The sequence below is a fragment of the Pseudomonas sp. Leaf127 genome, assembly GCF_001423155.1.
Classification (GTDB): Bacteria; Pseudomonadota; Gammaproteobacteria; order Pseudomonadales; family Pseudomonadaceae; genus Aquipseudomonas; species Aquipseudomonas ovata.
Genome location: NZ_LMOA01000021.1, coordinates 359472 through 376069, shown reverse-complemented (window position 1 = coordinate 376069; position 16598 = coordinate 359472). Strand labels below are relative to the sequence as shown.

General features: G+C 60.6%; 14 protein-coding genes and 1 pseudogene. 9 read left to right on the top strand and 6 right to left on the bottom strand.

Annotated features, from left to right (window positions below):
• Positions 1-30 precede the first annotated feature (30 nt).
• The 5 genes from ASF84_RS15015 to ASF84_RS14995 all read left to right on the top strand — a co-directional run bounded on the left by ASF84_RS15015 (position 31) and on the right by ASF84_RS14995 (position 6701).
• Positions 31-3543 carry a response regulator gene (locus ASF84_RS15015; protein ID WP_056839627.1) on the top strand — a complete coding sequence of 1171 codons (3513 nt, stop codon included), beginning with the start codon at positions 31-33 and terminating at the stop codon, positions 3541-3543.
• A 48-nt stretch (positions 3544-3591) separates the two neighbouring features.
• Entirely contained in the window at positions 3592-4413 is an 822-nt protein-coding gene (locus ASF84_RS15010) for a CheR family methyltransferase (protein WP_056839626.1), read from the top strand.
• Positions 4410-5021, top strand: a complete 612-nt coding sequence (locus ASF84_RS15005; RefSeq protein ID WP_056839625.1) for a chemotaxis protein CheB — start codon at positions 4410-4412, stop codon at positions 5019-5021. Before ASF84_RS15010 ends, ASF84_RS15005 begins: the two co-directional genes overlap by 4 nt.
• The gene (locus ASF84_RS15000; RefSeq protein ID WP_056839624.1) at positions 5015-6214 is read left to right on the top strand and encodes a hybrid sensor histidine kinase/response regulator; all 1200 of its coding nucleotides are present in this window, start codon (positions 5015-5017) and stop codon (positions 6212-6214) included. The genes ASF84_RS15005 and ASF84_RS15000 overlap by 7 nt, the downstream gene beginning before the upstream one ends.
• 109 nt (positions 6215-6323) lie before the next feature.
• Complete coding sequence (locus ASF84_RS14995) at positions 6324-6701, top strand: response regulator (RefSeq protein ID WP_056839623.1); 378 nt, start codon at positions 6324-6326, stop codon at positions 6699-6701.
• A gap of 18 nt (positions 6702-6719) precedes the next feature.
• Here the strand turns inward: ASF84_RS14995 and ASF84_RS14990 are convergent, their stop codons facing one another.
• Both ASF84_RS14990 and ASF84_RS14985 read right to left on the bottom strand, forming a co-directional pair.
• Entirely contained in the window at positions 6720-8744 is a 2025-nt protein-coding gene (locus ASF84_RS14990; protein WP_056839622.1) for a response regulator, read from the bottom strand.
• Positions 8741-10225: an ATPase domain-containing protein gene (locus tag ASF84_RS14985; RefSeq protein WP_056839621.1), complete on the bottom strand. Its 1485-nt coding sequence runs from the start codon at positions 10223-10225 to the stop codon at positions 8741-8743. The genes ASF84_RS14990 and ASF84_RS14985 overlap by 4 nt, the downstream gene beginning before the upstream one ends.
• Before the next feature lie 269 nt (positions 10226-10494).
• Between ASF84_RS14985 and ASF84_RS14980 the strand changes: the two genes are divergently transcribed.
• Positions 10495-10971: a hypothetical protein gene (locus ASF84_RS14980; RefSeq protein WP_122702242.1), complete on the top strand. Its 477-nt coding sequence runs from the start codon at positions 10495-10497 to the stop codon at positions 10969-10971.
• 13 nt (positions 10972-10984) lie between these two features.
• A complete protein-coding gene (locus tag ASF84_RS14975; protein ID WP_056839619.1) occupies positions 10985-11770 on the top strand; it encodes a hypothetical protein in 786 nt (261 codons plus the stop codon).
• Positions 11771-11807: 37 nt separating this feature from the next.
• Here ASF84_RS14975 and ASF84_RS14970 read toward each other — a convergent pair whose 3' ends face one another.
• Both ASF84_RS14970 and ASF84_RS29925 read right to left on the bottom strand, forming a co-directional pair.
• Positions 11808-12194, bottom strand: a complete 387-nt coding sequence (locus tag ASF84_RS14970) for a hypothetical protein (protein WP_056839618.1) — start codon at positions 12192-12194, stop codon at positions 11808-11810.
• Between the two features lie 407 nt (positions 12195-12601).
• Positions 12602-12742, bottom strand: a pseudogene (locus tag ASF84_RS29925) (RHS repeat-associated core domain-containing protein); the annotation flags it as partial.
• Positions 12743-12881: 139 nt separating this feature from the next.
• Between ASF84_RS29925 and ASF84_RS14965 the strand changes: the two are divergent.
• Both ASF84_RS14965 and nudC read left to right on the top strand, forming a co-directional pair.
• Complete coding sequence (locus ASF84_RS14965; protein ID WP_056839617.1) at positions 12882-13694, top strand: crotonase/enoyl-CoA hydratase family protein; 813 nt, start codon at positions 12882-12884, stop codon at positions 13692-13694.
• Between the two features lie 25 nt (positions 13695-13719).
• On the top strand, positions 13720-14565 hold the full coding sequence (nudC, locus tag ASF84_RS14960; protein ID WP_056839616.1) for an NAD(+) diphosphatase: 846 nt from the start codon (positions 13720-13722) through the stop codon (positions 14563-14565).
• Here the strand turns inward: nudC and ASF84_RS14955 are convergent.
• On the bottom strand, positions 14518-15297 hold the full coding sequence (locus ASF84_RS14955) for a TSUP family transporter (RefSeq protein ID WP_056839615.1): 780 nt from the start codon (positions 15295-15297) through the stop codon (positions 14518-14520). The genes nudC and ASF84_RS14955 overlap by 48 nt on opposite strands.
• Positions 15298-15380: 83 nt before the next feature.
• Positions 15381-16529 carry a Gfo/Idh/MocA family protein gene (locus ASF84_RS14950; protein WP_056839614.1) on the bottom strand — a complete coding sequence of 383 codons (1149 nt, stop codon included), beginning with the start codon at positions 16527-16529 and terminating at the stop codon, positions 15381-15383.
• Positions 16530-16598 lie beyond the last annotated feature (69 nt).

Below are 16598 nucleotides of genomic sequence, written 5' to 3'. Positions count from 1 at the left end.
GTAGTTTCACTGAGCCATCAGGGACTTTTCATGAACCGCCTTTCCAACATCGACGCGCAGCGCTTTCGCAAGCTGCTGGGGCGTAACGTCGGTCTGCCGCTGGGTGTCGGCGTGCTCAGCGCCGTGTTTTTCATCATTCTGATCAACTACCTGCTGCAGGCCATCCAATGGGTCGAGCACACCGACCGGGTGATCAACAACATCAACCGCTCGATGAAGCTGTCCATCGACATGGAAACCGGCATGCGCGGTTACCTGTTGGTCGGTGACGAGCATTTTCTCGACCCTTATGAGGTGGCCCGGCCGCTGCTCAAGGCCGAACTGGAAGGGTTGCAGGGGCTGGTGGCGGACAATCCGACCCAGCAGGACCGCATCCGCCGGTTGTCTACCCTGCAGGCCGAGTGGGATAACTTCGCCCAGCAGATGATCAACCTGCGCCGCGACAACGGTGATTACCTGACGCCTACGGCGTCCGGGCGCGGCAAGCGCATCACTGACCAGATGCGCACCGAATACGACCTGGCCGTATCGATGGAGCAGCAGCTGCGCCTCAACCGCAATGCCGATGTGACCCGTACCACGGTGCTGTCGGTCACCTTGTACCTGATTTTCGTGCTCAGTGTCAGTGGCGCGCTGGCCTGGGTGGGACGGCGTGACCTGCTGTCGCTGTCGACCACCTATGACGCCAACCTCAAGCTGCAACAGGTCAACGCCGAGCGCCTGGAAAAGGTGGCATGGCTGCGCAACGGCCAGAGCGCGCTGGCCGAGCAAGTGCTGGGGCAACTGACCCTGAACCTGGTCGGGCGCAATGTGTTGCAATTTTTTGCCCAGTACCTGGGCGCCGTGGTGGCTGCGGTCTACGTGCGCCAGGAGCACGGCGGGCTGGTACGGGTCGCCTCCTATGGCTTCTCCCGTGAGCAAGAGCAGCATGAACAATCGATCTATGCCGATGAGGGCGTGATCGGCCAGGCCGTACAACAAGACCGTATCATCACCCTGGACAATCTGCCGGGTGATCACTTCAAGGTCAGTTCAGGCCTGGGCCAGAGCGAGCCGTGCAGCGTGGCGATCGTGCCGACCAGCAATGACAATCAGGTCAACGCCGTGGTCGAGCTGGGCTTCTTGCGTCCCTTGACCGAGCGTGACCTGGAGTTTCTCGAACTGGTGTCCGACAACGTCGGCACGTCGGTCGAAGCTGCACGCTATCGCCAGCGCCTGCAAGAAGTGCTCAGCGAGACCCAGCAGCTCAACGAGGAATTGCAGGTGCAGCAGGAAGAGCTGCGCACCGCCAACGAAGAACTCGAAGAGCAGTCGCGGATTCTCAAGGAATCCCAGGCCTATCTGGAAACCCAGCAGGCCGAACTTGAGCAGACTAACCAGCAACTGGCCGAGCAGGGCCAGGCGCTGTCCGAGCAGCGCGATGCGCTGGACCGCAACAACGAAGCGTTAAGCCATGCCCAGGTGCAGTTGCAGGCCCGTGCCGATGAATTGCAGCGCTCCAGCCGCTACAAGTCGGAATTTCTGGCCAACATGTCCCACGAGCTGCGCACGCCGCTCAACAGTTCATTGATTCTGGCCAAGCTGCTGTCGGAAAACCCCACCCGTAACCTGACCGATGAGCAGGTCAAGTTTGCCGAGTCGATCTATTCGGCGGGCAATGACCTGCTCAATTTGATCAACGATATCCTCGACATCGCCAAGGTCGAGGCCGGCAAGCTCGAAGTGCGCCCTGAAAACGGCAGCGTTGTCCGTCTGGTGGAGAACCTGCACAACGTCTTCCAGCCGTTGGCCGATCAAAAGCGCCTCCAGTTCAGCGTCGAACTGCAAGAGGGTGCGCCGGCCTTGCTGTACACCGACTTCCAGCGCCTGGAGCAGATCCTCAAGAACCTCTTGTCCAACGCTGTCAAGTTCACCGAGAACGGTACGGTCAGCCTGATCGTCTCGTGCCAGCCTGGCGAAGGCATCGCCTTTGCGGTGCGCGATTCAGGCATCGGTATTGCGGCTGATCAACTGCAGAGTATCTTCGAGGCGTTCCATCAGGCCGATGGCACCACCAACCGTCGCTATGGCGGTACGGGCCTGGGCCTGTCCATTTCCCGTGACCTGGCTGCCTTGCTGGGCGGCTCGATCAGCGTGGTCAGCGAACCGGGCCAGGGCAGTATCTTTACCCTGGTGCTGCCGCAGACCTGGAGCGGCGACGGTGAGGCGCCGGTGATGCCGTTGTCGCCTGCCGTATCGGCCATGTCCCCAGGCGTCGGCACGCTGCTCCCGCGTCGGGCCGAGCCTGCGCCGCCGGCCTTGCCGGTCGAGGTGGCGGCGGCACCTTTTGCCGATGACCGGCACAAGGCGCCGTTCGAGCACCGTTGCATCCTGGTGATTGAAGATGACGTGTCGTTTGCGCAGATCCTCTTCGACCTGGCCCACGAGCTGGGCTACCACTGCCTGGTGGCGCACGCCGCCGACGAGGGCTTCAACCTGGCGCTGGCCTACACCCCGGATGCCGTATTGCTCGACATGCGCCTGCCGGATCATTCCGGGTTGACTGTGCTGCAGCGTCTCAAGGAACAGGCCGAAACACGGCACATTCCGGTGCATGTAATCTCGGTCGAAGACCGTCAGGAAGCGGCCATGCACATGGGCGCGATCGGTTATGCGGTCAAGCCTACGACCCGCGAAGAGCTCAAGGACGTGTTCGCCAAGCTCGAAGCCAAGCTGACCCAGAAGGTCAAGCGCATCCTGCTGGTCGAAGACGATGCCCTTCAGCGCGACAGCATTGCGCGCCTGATCGGCGATGATGATATCGAGATCACCGCCGTAGGCTATGCCCAGGAAGCGCTGGACCTGCTGCGCGAGCACGTCTACGACTGCATGATCATCGACCTGAAGCTGCCCGACATGCTCGGCAACGAGCTGCTCAAGCGCATGGCCACTGAAGACATCTGTGCCTTCCCGCCAGTCATCGTCTACACCGGCCGCAACATGACCCGTGATGAGGAGGCCGAGTTGATGAAGTACTCGCGCTCGATCATCATCAAGGGTGCCCGCTCGCCGGAGCGGCTGCTCGATGAGGTCACCCTGTTCCTGCACAAGGTCGAATCGCAATTGTCCAACGAGCGGCAGAAAATGCTCATGACCGCCCGCAGCCGCGACAAGGTCTTCGAGGCCCGTAAAGTGCTGGTGGTCGATGACGATGTGCGCAATATCTTCGCCCTAACCAGTGCCCTGGAACACAAGGGTGCGGTGGTCGAAGTGGCGCGCAATGGCCTGGAGGCCATCGAACGGCTCAATGCGGTAGAGGACATCGATCTGGTGCTGATGGATGTGATGATGCCGGAAATGGACGGTTTCGAAGCGACCATGGAGATTCGCAAGGACCCGCGCTGGCGCAAGCTGCCGATCATTGCCGTGACCGCCAAGGCCATGAAGGATGATCAGGAGCGTTGCCTGCAGGCCGGTGCCAACGATTACCTGGCCAAGCCCATCGACCTGGACAGGCTGTTTTCCCTGATCCGCGTCTGGCTGCCGAAAATGGAACGTATTTGAGTGTCTGCGGCCCAAGCAGCATTCCGAGACACCTCGTCAGGTTCTAGCATGTCTTACGACAAGAATGCCGATATCGAGCTGCGCCTGTTGATCGAGGCGATCTACCTCAAGTACAGCTACGATTTTCGCGATTACTCCGGCGCTTCGGTCAAGCGCCGCGTGCAGCACGCCCTGCGCCAGTTCGAGTGCAGCACCATCTCGGCGTTGCAGGAGCGTGTGCTGCACGACCCGGCGGCCTTCATGCAGTTGCTGCAATTGCTGACCATTCCGGTCAGCGAGATGTTTCGCGACCCCTCGCACTTCCTGGCGATTCGTCGTGAAGTGGTGCCACTGCTGCGCACCTATCCCTCGCTGAAAGTCTGGATTGCCGGCTGCAGCACGGGTGAAGAGGTCTACTCGACCGCCATCCTGCTGCGTGAAGAAGGACTGCTGGAGCGTACGATCATTTACGCCACCGACATCAATCCCCATTCACTGGAGAAAGCCAAGCAGGGCATTTTCTCGATGGACAGCGTCCATGGCTGGGCTGAGAATTACCGGCTTGCCGGCGGGCTCGGTCAGTTGTCCGACTATTACACCTCAGGCTACAACTATGCGATTTTCGACAAGACCCTGCGCGAGACGGTAACGTTTGCCGATCATAGCCTGGCCACCGACAGCGTATTTTCCGAAACTCATTTGATTTCTTGCCGTAACGTATTGATCTACTTCAATAAAAAATTGCAGGATCGCGCCTTCGGACTGTTTCACAACTCCCTTTGTCATCGAGGCTTCCTGGCCTTGGGCAGCAAGGAAACCCTGGATTTTTCCGGATACAGCGATGCCTTCGAAACCCTGGTCAAGCCCGAACGGATTTATCGCAAGTCATGAAGACATCATTCGAGGGGCAAGCCGCAGGCGACCTGCCAAGGGTCAATGCGGTGGTGATGGGCGCTTCGGCCGGCGGGGTAGAAGCATTGCTGACGGTGCTGCGTCACGTGCGGCCGGGCTTTCGACTGCCGATCCTGGTGGTGCTGCACCTGCCTGAAACACGCAGCAGTCAGCTGGCGCAGGTGTTTCAGAACCGTTTGCCGATTCCGGTGCACGAGGCCCGCGACAAAGAAAGCATCAAGGCCGGCACGCTGTATTTTGCGCCGTCCGGTTATCACCTGTCGGTCGAGGATGACCTCAGCCTGTCGTTGAGCCAGGAAGACAAGGTGTTTCATTCACGCCCCAGTATCGACATTCTCTTTGATTCTGCGGCCGACGCCTTGGGTCCCGGGCTGGCGGGTATATTACTGACCGGTGCCAACAACGACGGCGCCCGGGGGCTGGCGCACATAAAGACTGCAGGGGGGCTGACCGTGATCCAGGATCCGCAATGCGCCCAGGTGCGCACCATGCCCGAAGCCGGGTTGAAGTTGCACACGCCCGATTACCTGTTGCCCTTGTCGGACATCGGTCACTTGCTGGTCCAGCTGGAACGAATCGCATGCTAAGTAGTACCCAGACAAAACTGTTGATCGTCGACGACCTGCCAGAAAATCTGCTGGCCCTGGAAGCCTTGATCAAGCGCGAAGATCGCATCGTCTACAAGGCGCTGTCGGCCGATGAGGCGTTGTCGTTGCTGCTCCAGCACGAATTCGCCCTGGCCATGCTCGATGTGCAGATGCCCGGCATGAACGGCTTCGAACTGGCCGAGATGATGCGCAGCACGGAAAAGACCAAGCATATTCCCATCGTCTTTGTCACAGCGGCTGGCCGCGAGCTCAACTATGCCTTCAAGGGTTATGAAAGCGGTGCGGTGGACTTTCTCCACAAGCCGCTGGACATCCATGCGGTCAAGAGCAAGGTCAATGTGTTCGTCGAGCTGTACCGCCAGCGCAAGGCCATGAAGCAGCAGGTCGAGGCGCTGGAGCAGAGCCGCCAGGAGCAAGAGGTGCTGCTGCAGCGCCTGCAGGCCACCCAGGCCGAGCTGGAGCATGCTGTGCGCATGCGTGACGACTTCATGTCGATCGTCTCGCACGAGGTGCGCACGCCGCTCAACGGCCTGATCCTGGAAACCCAGTTGCGCAAGTTGCATTTGGCCAAGAACAACGAAGCCGCGTTCAGCATGGACAAGCTGCGTGGCATGGTCGAACGGGACGAGCGCCAGATCCAGAGCCTGATCCGCCTGATCGAAGACATGCTCGATGTGTCGCGCATCCGCACCGGCAAGCTGTCGATTCGCACCAGCCCGTTCGACCTGTCGGAGCTGGCCAGTCAGCTGCTGGAAAACTTTGCCGCCCAGAGTGCGGCCGCCCGCTGCTCCATAAGCCTCAGCGCCGAACAGCCGGTGATTGGCGTGTGGGACGAATTTCGCATCGAGCAGGTCATTGTGAACCTGTTGACCAATGCCTTGCGCTACGGTGCCGGCAAGCCGGTCGAAGTCCGGGTGTATGCCGACGCCGATCAGCAGCAGGCGTGCATCGAGGTCATTGACCACGGCATAGGGATTTGCGAGGCCAACCAGAAGCGGATCTTCCAGCAGTTCGAGCGGGTCACGGCCAATCATGCCGTGGCCGGGCTGGGCCTGGGGCTGTTCATTTCCGAGCAGATTGTCATGGCTCACGGCGGCCGGATTCTGGTCGAAAGCGAAGAGGGCAAGGGGTCGACCTTCATCGTGCGCCTGCCCTTGCAAGTGCCGGCGTGACCCTGATGACGATAAATTCCAGCAACGCACGAATTGTCCTGCATTTCGCGCAACCTCCCGTGCATGCCGTGGTCGTATTGGCAGCTATTAGAAGATTGAAGGCCGTTCCATGAGCGCTGATGCCCAAGACGTTGTACTGATCGTTGAAGACGAACCCCTGATCATGATGCTGCTGGCCGACTACCTGTCGGGCGTGGGGTATCGTGTGCTGCAGGCCGAAAATGGCGAGCAGGCCTTCGAAATATTGGCCACGCGACCGCACCTGGACCTGATGATCACCGATTACCGCCTGCCGGGCGGCATTTCGGGGGTGATGATTGCCGAGCCTGCCGTCAAGCTGCGCCCGGACCTGAAGGTGATTTTCATCAGCGGCTACCCGGCGGAGATCGTCGACTCCGGCAGCCCCATCGCCTCCAGGGCGCCCATCCTGGCCAAGCCCTTCACCATGGAAACCCTGCACTCCCAGATCGAGTCCCTGCTGGCCTGATCCTGCGGCCTGACGCTGTCAGGCTTCGATCATCTCCCGCACTTTCGAGGTCAGGTGGTCGAACGCAAAGGGTTTGGTGATCATCTGCATATCGCTGCCCAGAAAATCAGCACGCACGGCAGCATGCTCGGCGTAACCGGTGATGAACAGCACTTTCAGGCCCGGGCGCAACTGCCGGGCGATCTCGGCCAGTTGCCGACCGTTCATGCCTGGCAGCCCTACATCACTGATCAGCAGATCGATGCGTGTCGCTGACTGCAGCAGCGGCACGGCGCTCTGGCCGTCGGCCGCTTCGATAAAGGCATAACCCAGCTCACTGAGCACTTCGCTGACCAGGGTGCGCACAGCCGGATCGTCCTCGACGATCAACACGGTTTCGCCGGCCTTGGCAAAGGTGGCGTTGCTCTGGAAAGTCATCTGCTCATCTTCCTGCACGCCCTGATGGCGGGGCAGGTAGAGTTTGACCGTGGTGCCACGGCCCACCTCGCTGTCGATCATCACGTGGCCACGCGATTGCTTGCTGAAGCCATAGATCATCGACAGGCCAAGGCCGGTGCCCTGGCCGATCGGCTTGGTCGTGAAAAAGGGATCGAACGCGCGACTGACCACGTTTTCCGGCATGCCGCAGCCGGTGTCGCTGACACTGAGCAGCACGTAGTCGCCCGGCAGCAGGTTCTCGTGCGCATCGGTAAAGCTGCGCTCCAGCCGCTCGTTGCGCGTCTCGACGCGCAGCAGGCCGCCACCGGGCATGGCGTCGCGGGCATTGAGCACCAGGTTGAGCAGGGCGCTTTCAAGCTGGTTGGGATCGGCTTCAGCCGTCCACAGGTCAGTGTCCAGGCGCATGTCCAGATGAATGCTTTCGCTCAGGCTGCGCAGGATCAGTTCGTCCATGGCCTTGACCAGGTGGTTCATTTCCACCGGCCTTGAGTCGAGTGACTGACGCCGGGAAAAAGCCAGCAGCCGGTGGGTGAGGGCGGCAGCACGGTTGGCCGAAGTCACGCCCAGGTCGATCAGGTTGTCGAGGTCATCGACCCGCCCGCGAGCGATGCGCCGGCGCATCAGCTCGAGGCTACCGATGATGCCGGTCAGCATGTTGTTGAAGTCATGGGCGATGCCGCCGGTGAGTTGGCCCACCGCTTCCATTTTCTGTGACTGGCGCAGCACCTCCTCGTTGTGCCGCAATTGCGAGGTGCGCTCTTCGACCTGTTGTTCGAGGGTCTCGTTGAGCCGTCGCAGCTCGGCTTCGGCCTGCTTGCGCTCGCTGATGTCGGAGGTGACGCCGACCAGGGCAATGACCTGGCCGCTTTTGCCATAAATGGCCCGGGCACGCACATCGACCCAGTTGAGCGAGCCGTCGGGCCACAGGTTGCGGTATTCGATAATGAAGTCGACGCCGGTGTCCAGGCTGCGCTGCAAGGCCGATTGCATGCGCGGCTGGTCGGCGGCATAGACCGAAGCCAGCCAGTCCTCATAGCCAAACGTGGCATTTTCATCGAGCCCGTAGTGGGCCTTGCTGATGGCCGAACAGGTCAGGGTCAGAAACTCGGCTTCCAGTTGCCACGATCCCAGGCGCCCGGCGGTGAGGGCGTTCTGCAAGCGCCTTTCGCCCTCCAGCAGGTCTTCCATGCGCGCCCGCGCCTCATATTGACGGCGCCGGCCACGCACGGCGGTCTTTACCAGCGTGACCAGGGTCATCGGGTGAAACGGGCGCTCCAGGAAGGTCACATTGCCCAGCAGGGTGCCCAGCCGGGTCGATGGGTTCTGGTCCGGGCCGCCATGCCGGGTGAGCAAGACCACCGGCAGGTCGGACCAGGCCGGTTGACTGGCCAGCAGGTTGAGCAAAGGGTTGAAATCAGTACCGCGCAGGGCTTCGTCGGCAATGATGGCCAACCCTGCACCGATGTTCAGCTCCCTGACCAGTTCAGTGGTATCCCTGGCGACTTTTGTGCGCAGCCCGGCTTCGTTGAGAATCGCCGAGGCGATCTGACTGTCGCGGCCCTGGGGGGCCAGGATGATTGCCCGTTCGGAAAAAGCTGGTATCACGTCTCATCATCCTGCAACAGGGGTTGCCCATCGCCTCGGTAGCTGGGCACGCCACGCAGCACACCCTGAAAATCATGCAAAGGTGCCCCGATGCGCAAGCCTTTGTCGCTGATACGGTACTCGCGGATCGTGGTTTCGTGGGCGCCGGTGCGCTTCTTGATCACCGAAACGGCCCGGCGTACTTTGCCCAGCGCCTCGAAGTAACGCAACAGGATGACGGTGTCGGCCAGGTAAGTGATATCGACCGGCGCGCGCATGTCGCCCACCAGCCCATGCTGGGCCACGGTCATGAAGGTCGAGGCGCCCTGGCGGTTAAGGTACAGCAACAGCTCGTGCATATGCAGCACCAGGGCATTTTCTTCCGGCATGGCCGCCTGATAGCCGTTGAGGCTGTCGATGATCACGGTCTTGATCTGTTGCTTGTCCACGCAATGCCGAACCCGATGGGAAAACTCGCCCGGCGACAGTTCCGCTGCATCCACCTGCTCGACCCATAGCTGACCGCTGTCCTGAAACGCCTGCAGATCGATGCCCATCGCTTGCATGCGTGCATACAGCAAGCCCAGTTCTTCATCGAAGACAAACAGCCCGACGCGTTCGCCACGGGCCATGGCCTGTACCGCAAACACCAGGGAAATAAGCGACTTGCCCGTACCGGCCGGGCCCAGCACCAGGGTACTGGAGCCGCTGTCGACACCGCCCCCGAGCAATCCATCCAGCTCGGCAATGCCACTGCTGTACTGGCGGCGCTCATACAGGTTGCGATGCTCGGCGGCCACCAGGCGCGGGAACACCTGCACGCCGCCTTCGAGGATGGTGAAGTCGTGAAAGCCGCCACGGTATTTCTGGCCGCGGTACTTGATGATTTTCAACCGTCGCCGCTCGCCACCGTAGGCCGGTGTCATTTCCTGCAAGCGAATCACCCCGTGGGCCACACTGTGCACGGTCTTGTCCAGCGTGTCGGTGGTCAGGTCGTCGAGCAACAGCACGGTTGTGTCGAAGCGCGCAAAATAGTGCTTCATCGCCAGTACCTGGCGACGGTAACGCAAGGAGCTTTGCGCCAGCAGGCGAATCTCCGAAAGGCTGTCGATCACCACCCGTGTAGGGCGGGTGCGCTCGACCGCCTCGAACAGCTTGGCAATCGTCTCGCCCAGTTCCAGGTCCGAGGAATACAGCAGGCTTTGCTGCTGCTCGGCACTGAGCAGGCTCTCCGGTGGTGTCAGTTCATACACATGGATGTGCTCATCCAGCTCCCAGCCATGGGAGCGGGCACTGTCGCGCAGCTCACGCTCTGTCTCCGATAGCGTGATGTACAGGCACGACTCACCCGCTTGCGCGCCAGTCATCAAGAACTTCAGCGCCACGGTGGTCTTGCCTGTACCAGGCTCACCTTCGACCAGAAACACATGACCGCGGGAGAACCCGCCGCTCAGGATGTCATCCAGCCCTTCGATACCGGTTGCTGCCTTGGATGTAGTCAATGAAAACCCTCATGTGGGAAAACAGGACATGGGTTCTGGCGTCTGGCCAATTGCCGCAGTGTCCAGATACTGGACCTCGAAAGAGGGGGCCGGGTTCAGAGTTTTTGCAGTATGGAGGGCAATTTTCGGACGTTTTACCAGTCTAGACCCGGACTGGACAACGGGTGTGCAGCGGCAGGCTTTTTCCCGTTGCACATGGGATGAAGCGTCTTGCCCGGCGCTTTTGCCATATAAGCGAGCATGGCGTAATAACGAGGTGGAAATCCAGTATGCCTATCGATGCAATACTGGCTGAAATAGAGAAAAGTCATTTCTTTTCGGCCATGGGAAAGCGCACGGCGCAAGCGGATGATCTGATTTATGTCGATACGCTGCGCGAGGTGTTCACAGCGCCCACTGCGGCATCCTTGAAGGACGGTTACCCGCACGTTGAATGGCTGCCGACATCACCGACCCAGCACGATCCCTTCTACAGACTGGACACGCCCGACGCAGCCCTGGTCGAACGCCGGCTGACAGTCACCAGGGCGGTGATGAAGGCGATGAAAAACGTCGACAGGCGCGCATTCATCGTCGACCAACATGACTTCAGCCTGGCCGCGAAAAACGCGATCGGCTTTGCCTTCAGGCAGCATGTGACCGAGCGCCATTCAGGTCTGGGGCATCGTTGGGAAAGGGTGGTGGCGGTGTATTGCCTGGGGCATTGGCCGGTGGGCTATGCCGGTGACAAATTGATCGTCGTTTAAGGTAAAGAGCACCATGGACCGCAAGTTGAACAAGGCCATAAAACACTACTATCGAAGTGGCTCGTTGGCCGCCATGACCGACCCTGGGTTGATCGGCCTCTTGCACGCTAACGGCATGATCGTGCCGGCCGAAGACCTGACGCACGATGAGTTGATCAAAAAACTGTTCCATGAGAAAGGCATCGCTGACCAGGCCTCGGTCGTGGCGTCTTTTCTGATAGGCCTGGAAACCGGCCAGGCGCAAAAAAGAGCCGCATTGTCGGCGTATGTCATCATGCTCAACTTTCCGGCGCATGGTTTTGCATCGACCCACGGCATTCAATGTAATGTCTGCGGGGTGTTCAAGAGCAGAAGCCGCGACTTTACCCTGTGCAACCTGGCGCGCTACTCGGTCGGAGCCACCTACAGCGGAGCGCCTGAACAGTTGTATGTGTTCCTGAAGGAGCACAACAAGACCGCTGTGCCCGCCGTACAGTCAGTTTCCATGTTGAAGAACGTCTTGTCGGTGTTGCGGACCGCCGATCTTCAGGACAGGCCGGTGACCCTGGAGAAAAAGCTCAGGGCGATTCCGGGCATCGGCATGGATAAAGAACAGTCCCGCGCCTTGCTCGATTTACTGGGGCATCTGGGGGTGCTGGAAACCCCTGAGCACAAAGGGTTCGTCCATCACTACACCTACATCGGCCTTGCGCCGAGGAAAAGTCACTCCTCGGACTGGAGTTATCCGGTGGACTTCTGGACGGGCAGGGATGGCGTCAATGAAGAGGCGGTCGAATTCTGGTTCGGTGATTATCTGTGAGATCAGGGTTTCGTCATTTCCAAGGGGTTCCTGTTCCTCATAGCGGATAGTGACAGCGCCACGGGTAGGTGAAGAGACCGGGGTCGACCTTGCAGTCCTCTATTATCGCGCGCAGATCCTCTTCGCTGTCTGCCCCCTTGGCGAAAAGCACCCGGATATCCTCGGCATACAGGTTGTCGTATTCGCCGAGCCTGGCGCAGGGGATTTCAATGATGAATACGCCATACCTGTGCCCGAGCAGGCGGGTTATGAATTCATGATAGAGATGCGCCGGTCGTTCGAAAAAGACAGGTTTGTAGAGGGCGTAAATCATGATCCACGTCCGGCTGCCACTGTCCGGATCAGAAATTTCCTGGCCGATCTCGGTGTAGCCCTGGCCATCCAGCCCCCACCAGACGGCCTTGGGTATGAGGGTCTCCAGCATTTTTTCCTCTTTGACGGTGTGCTGTCGGTTATCTTGCGCCCGGTCATTTACAGGGGTTATTGATTTTCTGATTCTGCTTTTTCAATGTCTTCTTTCCACACGTCACAGGCGACTCTGTAGATGTCTTCAAAAAAGCCACGAGGGCTGTCGATTTCTTCTGAGTTCCAGGCGCAGCTTGTGTAATCGTCCTCATCGTCGTTGTCAAATAGAGGCGCAAATCGAAGTCTGGGTTTTCAAGGTCTTTTTCCTGTGATTGGGGCTGTCCCATCAATCGCCCGCTGCCTCATCACCGCATCCGGAATCTCGAGCCATGTTTTACCGATGGTAGGCAGGTTGTACCGTTTCTCATCGTCATGCACACATCGTTGGCGTTGGCTTCGGTGCGTTTTTCAATCTCTTCCCGCCGCTGGACCGCTTTTCCCGCCCGGACATCCGCCTGGGACATTTGCAAGTCCAAGCGGGTCAACCCACGCCGTCGGGTCGGGCACGTACTGGTAGGTGTTCAGTCCGCCGGCGAGGTTGATCGGGTCCGGGGTCAGGTAGCGGCCGTTTCGGACTTTTTGGGATTGTGCCGAAAGGTTGGTGGACGCCAGGCCGGTCCGGCAAATGGCACTTGCGCCGCCTTACGACGCTGGCGGCAGGCTTGTTATAGTCCGGCGCTCAGTCCCGTACGCAAAGGAACCTGCCGTGTCCGACTATCAAGCCTTCATCGTCCAGTTGCATGAGCAGGTCGCTCATGTGCAGATCAATCGCCCTGACAAGCTCAATGCCATGAACGCGGCGTTCTGGCACGAGATCAGGGCGATTTTCCAATGGATCGATGAGCACGACGGCATCCGCGCGGTGGTCATCAGCGGGGCCGGCAAGCACTTTTCCTCCGGTATCGACCTGGCCCTGCTGGGCGCGGTGGCCAGCGAGCTGGGGCCTGATGCCGGGCGCAATGCGCGTCTGCTGCGGCGCAAGATCGAGCAGATGCAGGCCTCGTTCACAGCCGTTGCTCAATGCCGCAAGCCGGTGCTGGCAGCCGTGCAGGGATACTGCCTGGGCGCCGGGGTCGATCTGATTGCCGCCTGCGACATGCGCTATGCCGCCGTTGATGCGCAGTTCGCCATTCGTGAAATCGACATGGGCATGGCAGCCGATGTCGGCACCCTGCAACGCTTGCCACGTATCATCGGTGATGGCCTGCTGCGAGAGCTGGCCTACACCGGGCGCAGCGTTCACGCACAGGAGGCCGTACAGGTCGGCCTGGTCAATCGGGTCTACGACGATCATGCGCAATTGCTGGACGGGGTACTGGCCATTGCGCGGCAGATCGCACAAAAATCACCGATTGCCATCGAAGGCAGCAAGCGCATGATCGACTACATGCGCGACCATCGCATCGATGATGGCCTGGAACACGTTGCTATCTGGAACGCGTCCATGCTGCAATCAGCCGATCTCAAGCTGGCCATGATGGCTTCGATGAGCAAGCAAAAGCCGGTGTTCGACGATTGAGCCCGGTTCACACAGGAGTTACTGCATGACACGCCGTTGGACCACTGCCGTGCTGGACCCTAAAACCCCGGGCGGGCGCGCCGTGGTGTACAGCCCCCAGGGTTTCCTGCTGGGCGAGCAAGGGGTGCTGTTTTCCCGGCAATGGCTGGCCAGCCTCGACCTGCCGCTGTTGGGCGAGCACGGTATCGGCCATTTCGAGGGGGAGCCTATATATGTCTGGGTGCTGCAGCACCCGGTAGAGGTCGAAGGCCTGGCCTGGCAGGGCCTGCGCCAGTTCATGCTCGAGGGCGATTACGCCGTCTACCAGAAGCTGGGCTATGCCGCACAGATCGCCACCTGGTTCCGGGAACATCGTTTCTGTGGCGCGTGCGGCAAGCCGACGGTGCAGGTGCCTGGCGAGCGGGCGATGTACTGCACCGACGACAACCTGCGTTTCTATCCGCGTATTTCCCCGAGCATGATCGTGTTGATCACCCGCGGTGACGAGGTGCTGCTGGCCCGTTCGCCGCGCTTCGTGACCGGGGTCTACAGCACCCTGGCCGGATTTGCCGAGCCGGGGGAGTCGGCCGAGGATTGCGTGCGCCGCGAGGTGATGGAAGAAGTGCAGGTGCGGATCCGCAACATTCAGTACGTGGGCAGCCAGTGCTGGCCGTTCCCGCACTCGATGATGCTGGGGTTTCATGCCGAATATGAAAGTGGCGACATCGTGCCTCAAGCCGACGAGATCGAGGATGCCCGCTGGTTCAGCATCCACGACATGCCGCCGCTGCCGGCCAGCCGCTCGATTGCCCGGCATCTGATCGAGTTGTACCTGGCGCGCCGCTCAGGCGCCCCCGAACCAGTGCTGCCAGGCCAGTCGGACAGTGAGTAGCAATACCATGGTGATGAACACCGGGCGGATGAACCTGGCCCCGCCCTTGATCGCGGTGCCGGCACCAAAATAGGCACCCAGCATCACCGCCAGGCCCATGCTGACGCCGATCACCACATCGACCTGGCCGGAGAACGCAAACACCGACAGCGCCGCGGCATTGCTGACAAAGTTCATGCTGCGCGCCACGCCGCTGGCCTTGACCAGGTCGACGGGGTAGAGCAGCAGGGTGCTGACGGTCCAGAAAGCGCCTGTGCCAGGGCCGGCTATACCGTCATAAAATCCCAGGCCCAGCCCTTGTGGTAACTGGCGACCTTGCTTGATCGGCGCATCGCTGAGCAGCGGCGCCTTCGGCGTGCCGCCGAACAGCAGGTAGATGCCGCAGGCGAACACCACCACCGGCAACATCTGGTTGATCCATTCGGCCGGCAGGTAATGAGCGACAATAGCACCGATCAAGGCACCCGCGGCGGTACCGAACAACGCCGGTTTCCATTGTCCGGGATCGAACAGTTTGCGCCGGTAATAGGTAAAACTGGCAGTGGCCGAACCAAAGGTGGCACACAGTTTATTGGTGCCCAGCACCAGATGCGGCGGCAGGCCGGCGGTCATCAAGGCCGGTGTGGTGAGCAGGCCACCACCGCCGGCGATGGCATCGATAAAGCCGGCCACGAAAGCGACGACGGCGAGAATGGCAAGGGTCGTGGGTTCGACACTGAGTTCAAAGGGCATGGCGGAGGACTTGTTCGGCAGGGGGGCAGAATGGCTGCCCGAAGGCCGCGCATTCTACCGTCATCGCTGCCGGTTGTCAGACCTCAGATTTCGCCCAGCGCCACCCAGCGCTGTTCGCGGGCGGCCAGCCGGATTGCACTGGCCAGCCGCTCGACCTGCCAAGCTTCGGTAAAGTCAGGGCCTTGGTGCTCAAGGCCGGCCACGGCCAGGATCAGATCGCGCACTTCCAGCGCCTTGAGTTCGTTGTAACCCAGTTGATGGCCCGGTGCCGGGCAGAAGGCGGCATAACCTGCCTGTGTCGGGCCGGCCAGGATGCGCTGGAAGCCATCTCGGCCCGGGTTGCCGGGGCGGTACAGGCGCAATTCGTTCAGACGCTCCTGGTCGAAGGCCAGCGTGCCGCGAGTGCCGCTGATTTCGAAGCTCAGGTGGTTCTTGTAGCCGTGCTTGAGCCAACTGGTGCTGATCGCGCCACGCGCACCGCTGGCGAAGCGCAGCAGGGCGTGGGTCTGGTCGTCCACTGCGATGGCGCGCAGTTCAGCGCTGCCGGCACTGGCCGGTCGCTTGGCATGCACGGTACTGGCGTCGGCACACACCGCCTCGACATCGCCCAGCAGGTAACGGGCCATGGCCAGCAGGTGACTGCCCAGGTCGGCCAGGGCACCGCCGGCATGCGCCGCCTCGCAACGCCACGACCAGGGTGAGGCGGCATCGCCCATGAAGTCTTCGCAGAACTCGCCCTGAAAACTGATGATCTCACCCAGCTCACCGGCCCGGATCATCTCCCGGGCCAGGCCGATCATGGGGTTGTGCTGGTAGTTGTAGCCCACCTGGGTCACCACGCCGGCGGCCTTGGCGGCCAGGTGCATTTCATTGGCCTGCTCCAGGCTGACGGCCAGGGGCTTTTCGCAGTACACCGCCTTGCCGGCGGCAATGGCGGCCATGGCCATGGGAAAATGCAGATGGTTGGGCGTGGTGATGGCCACCACCTGGACCTCGGGGTCTTGCACCAGTTGCTGCCAGTCACTGTGACTGTGATCGAAGCTCCAGGCCTGTGCGCACTGCTCGGCGCGTGCACTGTCGGCATCGGCCAGGGCTGCCAGGCGAATGCGCACCGGCAAGTCCAGGGCTGCGCGGGCGCTATGAAACGCCAGCGCATGGGCGCGGCCCATGAAGCCGGTGCCGATCAGACCGATACCGACCTCGGCCTGGCCGTGGGTGGAAGTTTTCCGCATGACAGTCTCCTGATAGACATTGTTGTTATGCGGAAAATATATTCTGAATTTTTAATTGATGGAAATTAA

What these genes read in the sequence shown, in the direction of transcription:
- ASF84_RS15015 (WP_056839627.1), top strand. Translation starts at nt 31, where the DNA reads ATGAACCGCCTTTCCAACATCGACGCGCAGCGCTTTCGCAAGCTGCTG.
- ASF84_RS15010 (WP_056839626.1), top strand. Translation starts at nt 3,592, where the DNA reads ATGTCTTACGACAAGAATGCCGATATCGAGCTGCGCCTGTTGATCGAG.
- ASF84_RS15005 (WP_056839625.1), top strand. Translation starts at nt 4,410, where the DNA reads ATGAAGACATCATTCGAGGGGCAAGCCGCAGGCGACCTGCCAAGGGTC.
- ASF84_RS15000 (WP_056839624.1), top strand. Translation starts at nt 5,015, where the DNA reads ATGCTAAGTAGTACCCAGACAAAACTGTTGATCGTCGACGACCTGCCA.
- ASF84_RS14995 (WP_056839623.1), top strand. Translation starts at nt 6,324, where the DNA reads ATGAGCGCTGATGCCCAAGACGTTGTACTGATCGTTGAAGACGAACCC.
- ASF84_RS14980 (WP_122702242.1), top strand. Translation starts at nt 10,495, where the DNA reads ATGCCTATCGATGCAATACTGGCTGAAATAGAGAAAAGTCATTTCTTT.
- ASF84_RS14975 (WP_056839619.1), top strand. Translation starts at nt 10,985, where the DNA reads ATGGACCGCAAGTTGAACAAGGCCATAAAACACTACTATCGAAGTGGC.
- ASF84_RS14970 (WP_056839618.1), bottom strand. Translation starts at nt 12,194, where the DNA reads ATGCTGGAGACCCTCATACCCAAGGCCGTCTGGTGGGGGCTGGATGGC.
- nudC (WP_056839616.1), top strand. Translation starts at nt 13,720, where the DNA reads ATGACACGCCGTTGGACCACTGCCGTGCTGGACCCTAAAACCCCGGGC.
- ASF84_RS14955 (WP_056839615.1), bottom strand. Translation starts at nt 15,297, where the DNA reads ATGCCCTTTGAACTCAGTGTCGAACCCACGACCCTTGCCATTCTCGCC.
- ASF84_RS14950 (WP_056839614.1), bottom strand. Translation starts at nt 16,529, where the DNA reads ATGCGGAAAACTTCCACCCACGGCCAGGCCGAGGTCGGTATCGGTCTG.